The 8016-nt window shown below is 67.2% G+C and carries 7 protein-coding genes and 1 tRNA gene; 7 read left to right on the top strand and 1 reads right to left on the bottom strand.

Translation table 11 applies throughout. The annotated features are described in order from the left end of the window. Positions 1–68: 68 nt before the first annotated feature. Positions 69–557 (bottom strand): NAD(P)H-dependent oxidoreductase, encoded by a 489-nt coding sequence (locus tag VGD20_RS04550; RefSeq protein WP_331133310.1) that lies wholly within the window; start codon positions 555–557, stop codon positions 69–71. Between the two features lie 65 nt (positions 558–622). Between VGD20_RS04550 and VGD20_RS04545 the strand changes: the two genes are divergently transcribed. The 7 genes from VGD20_RS04545 to VGD20_RS04515 all read left to right on the top strand — a co-directional run. Beyond that, positions 623–2584 carry an alkyl/aryl-sulfatase gene (locus tag VGD20_RS04545; RefSeq protein ID WP_331133309.1) on the top strand — a complete coding sequence of 654 codons (1962 nt, stop codon included), beginning with the start codon at positions 623–625 and terminating at the stop codon, positions 2582–2584. Between the two features lie 25 nt (positions 2585–2609). Next, a complete protein-coding gene (locus tag VGD20_RS04540) occupies positions 2610–3137 on the top strand; it encodes a PH domain-containing protein (protein WP_331133308.1) in 528 nt (175 codons plus the stop codon). Next, on the top strand, positions 3134–4651 hold the full coding sequence (locus tag VGD20_RS04535) for a PH domain-containing protein (RefSeq protein WP_331133307.1): 1518 nt from the start codon (positions 3134–3136) through the stop codon (positions 4649–4651). The genes VGD20_RS04540 and VGD20_RS04535 overlap by 4 nt, the downstream gene beginning before the upstream one ends. Continuing rightward, a complete protein-coding gene (gene recJ, locus VGD20_RS04530; protein ID WP_331133306.1) occupies positions 4648–6414 on the top strand; it encodes a single-stranded-DNA-specific exonuclease RecJ in 1767 nt (588 codons plus the stop codon). The genes VGD20_RS04535 and recJ overlap by 4 nt, the downstream gene beginning before the upstream one ends. A 10-nt stretch (positions 6415–6424) precedes the next feature. Next, positions 6425–6832, top strand: a complete 408-nt coding sequence (locus VGD20_RS04525; RefSeq protein ID WP_331133305.1) for a VOC family protein — start codon at positions 6425–6427, stop codon at positions 6830–6832. A 44-nt stretch (positions 6833–6876) separates the two neighbouring features. Further along, a tRNA-Glu gene (locus VGD20_RS04520) sits at positions 6877–6952 on the top strand. A 163-nt stretch (positions 6953–7115) separates the two neighbouring features. Continuing rightward, the coding region (locus VGD20_RS04515; protein ID WP_331133304.1) for a tyrosine-type recombinase/integrase at positions 7116–8016 on the top strand (901 nt) is incomplete at its 3' end.

Here is an 8016-nt window from a genome sequence, read left to right as displayed (position 1 = left end):
CTTGACCCATTCACGATCCAGCCTGTATTATACAGATAATACAGGCTGGATCGTGAATGGCGCTTTCTTCAAAAAATCCCGTCGGCGATCCCGGCCGCAAGCGCGGCGCCGAGGTCGTGCGCTTCGGCGAGGCGGGCGTCGGGGATCGTTTTGGGTGCAAGGATCGCCTCGGGGGTCTGCGCCGCGGTGTTCACGATCATCGGTTCGGCCACGCGCTTCAGCCGCCATCCGGTCGCGATGCGGTCGAGCTGGCGCTGGGCGTTTTCGCCATCGGATCCCGCGCAGATGATCGTCGCATAGGGCCGCCCCTCCAGCCGGCCGAGGCAGGGATAATAGGCGCGGTCGAACATCTCCTTCATCGCGCCCGAGAGCGCGGCGAGATTTTCGGGGCCGATGAAAAGATAGCCGCCCGCAGCCATGAGCAGTTCGGGCGTCGCATCCTCCGCCGCCACGAGCCGCGCCGCCGTTCCCGCCCCTTCGGCCGCGGCCGCGGCGAGCGCTTCGCTGCCGCCGGTACGGCTGTGCCAAATGATCAGGAGATGCGGCGCGCCGGTCATGGACCGATGCTTGCCAAGCACCGGCACGCGGCGCAAGCTGCCCCGACAAATGGGGGAGATATGACATGCGCCGACTGACCGCTTTGCTGCTTGCCGGGGCCTTGCCCTTCGCCGCCGCCGCGCAGGACGCCGCGAGCGAGGCGACGCGCGCTGCGCAGGCCGAAATCGCCGGGCGCCTGCCGCTCGATGATCCGCGCGACGAGGCCAATGTGATGCGCGGCAAGCTTGCCGAGATTCCGGGCGGGGTGATCCTGTCGAAGGACGGAAAGACCGTATGGGACCGCCGGCCTTATGCCTTCCTCGACGCGAAGGACGCCCCCGATACGGTCAACCCGTCGCTGTGGCGGCAGGCGCGGCTGAATGCGGTGCACGGGTTGTTCGAGGTCGTCCCCGGCAAGATCTGGCAACTGCGCGGCTACGATATTTCGGTGATGACGATTATTCGCGGCAAGAGCGGGTGGATCGTCGTCGACCCGTTATTGTCGGAGGAGGCCGCGGCGGCGGGGTGGAAATTGTTTGCCGACACGGTCGAAGCGAAAAGCGGCAAGCTGCCGATCAGGGCGGTGATCTTCAGCCACAGCCACAGCGATCATTTCGGCGGAGTCGGCGGAATTGTCACTCCCGAACAGGTCAGGCGCGACAAAATCCGCATCATTGCGCCGCACGGTTTTTCGGAGGAAGCGACCTCCGAAAATGTCCTTGCGGGCACCGCGATGGGGCGGCGCGCGCTGTACATGTTCGGATCGATCCTGCCTCCCGGACCCGCCGGGCAGGTTGATACCGGGCTCGGGCCCAAGCTGTCGTCGGGGACGATCGGCTATATGGAGCCGACCGAGACCGTCGCCGCGACGGGCGGCTCGCTGACGATCGACGGGCTGACGTTCGACTTCCTCGACGCCGGCGGGACCGAGGCGCCGTCGGAATTCGTCTTCTATATCCCCGCCTACAAGGCGCTCCATACGACCGAGGTCGTCACCCACACGCTGCACAACGTGCTGACGTTGCGCGGGGCGCAAGTGCGCGATGCGCTGCACTGGTCGAAGGTGATCGACGCCGCGCTCGTGCGCTGGGGCGGCAAGGCCGAGGTCGCGCTGGCGTCGCATCACTGGCCGACCTGGGGCGCGGGCGAGGTAAGCGACCTGCTGACAAGCCAGCGCGATATCTACCGTTACGTCCACGACCGGACGCTGTTCCTCGCGAACCGGGGTGCGACGCTGCACGAACTCGCCGATGTCACGCCCGAGGCGCCGGGACAGGCGGCCGACTTCGGCGCGCGCGGCTATTATGGCACGGTCAACCACGACATGAAGGCGACCTATCAGCGTTATTTCGGCTGGTGGGACGGCAACCCCGCCAACTTCAACCCGCTGCCGCCCGAGGCGAGCGCCCCCAAATATGTCGCGCTCGCGGGCGGGGCCGACAAGCTGCTCGCAGCGGGCAGGGCGGCGACTGCGGCGGGCGACTATCGCTGGGCGGCCGAGCTTTTGAACAAGCTCGTCTTTGCCCAGCCCGACAACAGCGAGGCGCGCGCCGCGCTCGCTTCGGCGTATGACCAGATGGGGTATCAGGCCGAGTCGGGCGCGTGGCGCAATTATTATCTCGCCGCCGCGGCGACCCTTCGCGGCACCGCGGTCGAAAGCCTGTCGGGCAACGGGCAGAGCCGCTCGTTCGTCAGCGCGATCCCGACCGCGGTCTTTTTCGACGCGCTCGCGACGCGCTTCGACGCGGCGAAGGGAGCGGCACTGAAAGGCACCTTCCAGTTCGTCCTGCCCGACAGCAAGGAAGCCGTCGCGATCGTCGTCGGCGGCGGGGTCGAAGTGCCGCGTTACGGCGTGACCGACGCCGCGCCGACCGCAACGATCACGATGAACCGCGCGACACTCGACGATGTGATGCTGGGGCAGGCGCAGTTTCCGGCGCTTCTCCAGTCGGGCGCGATCCGGATCGACGGCGACCGCATGGCGTTCCTGTCATGGTTCGCGCTCCACCCGCCCGCCGACCCGCGTTTCAATGTGGTTGTCCCGTAGGGGATTAAACAGCTAACGGAGGAATATGACCGACACGCCCGCGCATCCGACCGACCCTTTCGACGCGCACGCGCTCAACGCCGCCGAAGGGCTCGACCCGGTCGATCCTGCCTATGCACAGGTGCTCCGCGTCGCGACCGCGCTCAACCTGATCCCGCTGGCGATCGGCGCGAGCGTGTTCGACTGGCTGCTGATCCGTCATATCGAAGGACCCTACGGGCTGATCACCGCGCTTGCGTGGCTGGTCGCGGTGCTGATGATCGTCAGCTTTCCGGCACGACGCGTCCAGCGCTGGGGCTACAAGATCGGCGAGGGCCAGCTCCGCGTCGCGCGCGGCTGGCTGTTCCGCACCGACACGATCGTCCCATTCGTGCGCGTCCAGCATATCGATGTCGGGCAGGGGCCGGTCGAACGCTGGTTCGGCCTGTCGCACCTGATCGTCCACACGTCGGGCACGCATAACAGCACGGTGACGCTGCCCGGGCTCCACGCCGACCTTGCCGCCGCGATGCGCGAGACGATCCGCCGGCATATCCAGACCGATTTCGCATGAGCGAAGCCGCCGCCGTCATTCCCGGGGTTGCCGATGAACCGAACTGGCAGCGGCTGCACCCCGCGACGCTGGCGCTCGCCATCGTCAAGCTCGGACCACGCTCGCTCAACTTCCTGCCCGCGGTCGCCGCGCTCGGCTTTACCGGCAACTGGGTCTATATCGTTCCGGCGATCCTCGCCTTTCTGCTCTTGTCGCTGCTCGCCGCCTGGTTCCAGTGGCTGCGCTTCCGCTTTGTCGTCGGCGACGACGAGGTGGTGATCGAAAGCGGCGTCCTGTCGCGCCAGCACCGGACCATCCCGTTCGACCGCATCCAGGATGTCAGCATCGAACAGGGGCTCGTCGCGCGCGCGCTCGGCATCGCCCGGGTCGGGTTCGAAACCGGCGCGGGCGGCAAGGAGAATGACGCGAGCCTCGATGCGATCGGACTCGATGCCGCGCAGGCGCTACGCACGACGATTCGCGCGCATCGCAGCGGCGAGGCGGCGGCGCCCGTCACTGCCGATCCCGCCGAAGCCGCGCCCGCCGCCGAAGACCGGTTGCTCTTCGCGATGGGGCCGCGCCAGCTGTTCGTCGCGGGGCTGTTCAATTTCTCGCTCGCCGCGCTCGCCGTGGTTGGCGCGGGCATGCAGTTTTTCGACGGCCTGCTGCCGTTCGATTTCAACGTCTTCAACCCGATGGACTGGATCGACATCGCCGAGGACTACGGGCTCGACCAGTGGTTGCTTGCGCATCGCTGGATCGCCGGCGTCGGCGCGGCGCTGTCGTTGCTGCTGATCGGTTTCGCGAGCGGGATCGCGACGATGTTTTTCGCCAACTGGGATTTCCGCCTGACGCGCGAGCCGCGTGCACTGCGCCGCACCCGCGGCCTGACCACGCGCACCGACGTCGCGGTGCCGGTCCGCCGCGTACAGGCGGCGATTCTCGTCACCGGCTGGTTCCGCCAGCGTTTCGGCTGGCACGAACTGCGCCTCCAGAGTCTCGCGAGCGACGGCGAGAAGGAGCGCGATCATCAGGTCGTGCCCTTTGCGAAGCTGGACGCGATCGACCCGGTGCTCGCCGAGGTCGCGATCGTGCGTCCCGATGCCGGCCAGCCCTGGCAGCATAGCCACCGCATCGTTGCGCTCGGCGGAATGATCGGCGCGGTCTGCGCGACCGTTGGCGGCCTCGTCGCGGTTTCGCTGGGGCAGCCGCTCGGCTGGCTCGGCCCGCTCGCCGGATTGCTGATCGGCGCCGGATCGCTTATCGGCGCACGCTTCCACCGCTGGACGGATCTCGGCGAACAGGTTGCGATCCGCCGCGGTGTGTGGAAGCCCAAGCTGACCTTGCTGCCGCACGCGTCGGTGCAGAGCGTCGACCTCAAGAGCGATTTCATCCTCCGTCCGCTCGGCCTCGCGACGCTGGTATTCGGCGTTCCCGGCGGCAGTTCGCTCGTGACGCACGAGATTCCCGCGATCCCGCTCGCCGCCGCGAACGACCTGCGCACCCGAATCCTTGCCGCGCGAGCCCGCTCATGAGCGATGCGGCGCTCGGCATCACGCGGTCGATCATGGGCCAGCCGTGGCACTGGCGCCGCGCGAGCGCCGACATGGGCGCCGAGAATCTCGCGCCCGACGACCTCGTCACGCAATTGCTGCTCGCACGCGGCGTGACGCGCGACGACCTCGACCGCCAGCGCACGCCGACGTTGCGCGGCTTCATGCCCGACCCGTCGTTGTTCCGCGACATGGATGCCGCCGCCGCGCGGCTCGCCGACGCGGTCGAAAAGGGCGAAGCGGTCACGATTTTCGGCGATTATGACGTCGACGGCGCGACTTCCGCGGCGTTGCTCGTGCGGCTGCTGCGCGGGCTGGGCCTGCCCGCCGGCGCCTATATCCCCGACCGGTTGATGGAGGGCTATGGCCCCTCGGGCGCGGCGCTGGTCCGGATCGGCGAAGCCGGATCAAGGCTCGTCGTCACCGTCGATTGCGGCGCGCAGGCGTTCGACGCGATTTCGGAAGCCAAGGCGGCGGGGGTCGAGGTGATCGTCGTCGACCACCACCAGTGCGCGACCACCCTGCCCGAGGCGTTCGCATTGGTGAACCCGAACCGGCTTGACGAGGAGCCCGACGCCGCGATCCACGGCAATCTGGCGGCGGTCGGGGTGGCTTTCCTGCTCGGCGCGGCGCTGCTCCGTACGCTGCGCACGCGCGGTTTCTTCGCGGGCCGCGACGAGCCCGCGCTGATCGACCTGCTCGACCTCGTCGCGCTCGGCACGGTCGCCGACGTCGCGCGGCTCACCGGCTTCAACCGCGCGCTCGTGACGCAGGGGCTGAAGGTGATGGCGCGGCGCGGCAATACCGGGCTTGCGGCGCTGATGGACGCCGCACGCCTCACCAAACCGCCGAGCGCGAGCGATATGGGCTTCGCGCTCGGGCCGCGGATCAACGCCGGCGGGCGCGTCGGCAAATCGGACCTTGGCGTCCGGCTGCTCACAACGTCGGACCCGCAGGAAGCCGCCGACATCGCGCTCGAACTCAACCGGCTCAACGAGGAACGGCGCGCGATCGAGGCTGCGGTGCTCGAACAGGCGATCGATGCGAGCGCGGCGTGCGGCAATGCTCCGGTCGCTATCGTCGCCGGACAGGGGTGGCACCCCGGGGTGATCGGCATCGTCGCCGGCCGCCTGAAAGAAAGGCTGCACCGCCCCGCGATCGTCATCGCGGTCGACGAGGACGGGGTCGGCAAGGGATCGGGCCGCTCGATTTCGGGCGTCGACCTCGGCGCCGCGATCCTCGCCGCGAAGGAAACCGGCCTGCTCGTCGCGGGCGGTGGTCATGCGATGGCGGCCGGGCTGACCGTCGCCGCCGACAAGGTCGACGCGCTCGGCGCTTTCCTCAACGATCGCCTCGCCGCCGACGTCGAGCGCGCGAGCGGCGACAAATCGCTGCTGATCGACGCGGTGCTCGCGCCGCGCGGGATTTCGCCGCTCTGGTGCGATGCGATCGAGAGCGCCGGGCCCTATGGCGCCGGCTGGCCCGCGCCGCGCGTCGCGACGGGGCCGGTGCGAATCGTCGAATCGGGGGTCGTCGGTACCGACCATGTCCGCCTGATCGTGTCGGGCGACGACGGCGCCCGGTTCAAGGCGGTTGCTTTTCGCAGCGCCGCGACCGAACTGGGGCAGACGCTGCTCCATGCACGCGGTCGCAAACTGTGGCTCGCGGGGCGCGCGAAACGCGACGACTGGGGCAGCCGTCCCGCCGCCGAGCTCCACCTCGAGGATGCGGCGTGGGCGGATTGAGGAGAAGGCCATGTTCAGCCATGTCACGATCGGCATCGACGATTTCGCCCGCGCGGAGCCTTTTTACGATGCCGTCATGGCGGTGTTCGGGCACGCCGAACTGATCCGGTACGAACGCGGCAAGGGCTATGGCGCACCCACCGGCGCAAAGCTGTTCATCGGCCCCGCCTTCGACGGTAACCCCGTTACGACGGGCAATGGAACACATATCGCGTTCGTTGCCGCCGACCGGGAAACGGTTGACGCCTTTCACGCAGCGGCGCTTTCCCATGGCGGGAGCGACGAAGGCGCGCCGGGCCTGCGGCCGCATTATCATCCGGACTATTACGGCGCCTATGTTCGCGACCCGGAAGGCAACAAGCTGCAGGCGGTTTGTCATTTCCGTCCCGATCGAAAAGAGTCGGGACAGAGGCCTTGACCGCACCGATATGCGCGTCTAATGCGCCGCTTCACCGATCAGACGGCCCCTTCGTCTAGCGGTCTAGGACGTCGCCCTTTCACGGCGAAAACACGGGTTCGAGTCCCGTAGGGGTCACCAACTCTCTTTCCCAGAGAGTGTCAGAAAGTGCCATAACTGGCTGATTTCTGCGGTTTTTTGTGGTATAGGTATCCCATATGGAGCGGCTTCGTGCCACCGGATACCACCTTCTTGATGGTATATTTGATGGCATCGCGGTCCTCCCCTTGTCGGAGATACCATCATGGCGCTTACCGCTGTTGCAATTAACAAGGCCAAGGGCCGAGCAAAGCCCTATAAACTCACCGATGGCGACGGGTTGTTCCTCTATGTCACCCCCAATGGCGGCCGCTACTGGCGGATGAACTACCGCCACCTTGGCAAGCAAAAGACGCTGGCGTTCGGCGTCTATCCCGACACCGGCCTTGCCGAAGCCCGCGAGCAGCGCGACGCGGCCCGCAAGATTCTTGCGCGCGGCTGCGATCCTGCCGAGCAGATCAAGCTTGAGCGCATCGCGGCGGCTGTGGCTGCATCCAACAGCTTCAAGGCGGTTGCCGACGAATGGCTGGTCAAGGTCGAGTGCGAAGGCCGTTCCGCCGTCACCATGAAGAAACTGCGCTGGCTGCTGGACTTCATCAACGAGTCCATCGGCAAGCGCCCGATCGCCTCTATCTCCGCGCAGGAGCTATTGGTGATGCTCCGTAAGATGGAGAGCAAGGGCCGCTACGAGACTGCCAAGCGGCTGCGCAGCACATGCAGCCAGATATTCCGCTATGCCATCGCCACGGCCCGCGCAGAGCGCGACGTTGCCGCCGACTTGCGTGGCGCTCTCATTGCACCCCAGCCCGTCCACCGTGCAGCGATCACGAACGCCAATGCAGCGGGCGGCCTGCTCCGCGCGATAGAGGCGTTCGAGGGGCATCCCAACACCAAGGCCGCGCTGCGGCTCCTGCCCCATGTGTTCGTGCGCCCGGGCGAGCTTCGCTATGCCGAATGGGCCGACTTCGATTTCCACAAGGCGCTTTGGACGATCCCAAAGCACAAGACCAAGATGCGCCGCGTCCACAGCATCCCCCTGTCCCGGCAGGCGCTGGCGATCCTCGAAACCATTGAGCATGACGCGGACTACAGCAGTTACCTGTTCC

This window comes from Sphingopyxis sp. (assembly GCF_036402335.1).
Taxonomy (GTDB): Bacteria; Pseudomonadota; Alphaproteobacteria; order Sphingomonadales; family Sphingomonadaceae; genus Sphingopyxis.
This window is presented reverse-complemented; position numbering and strand designations above follow the sequence as displayed.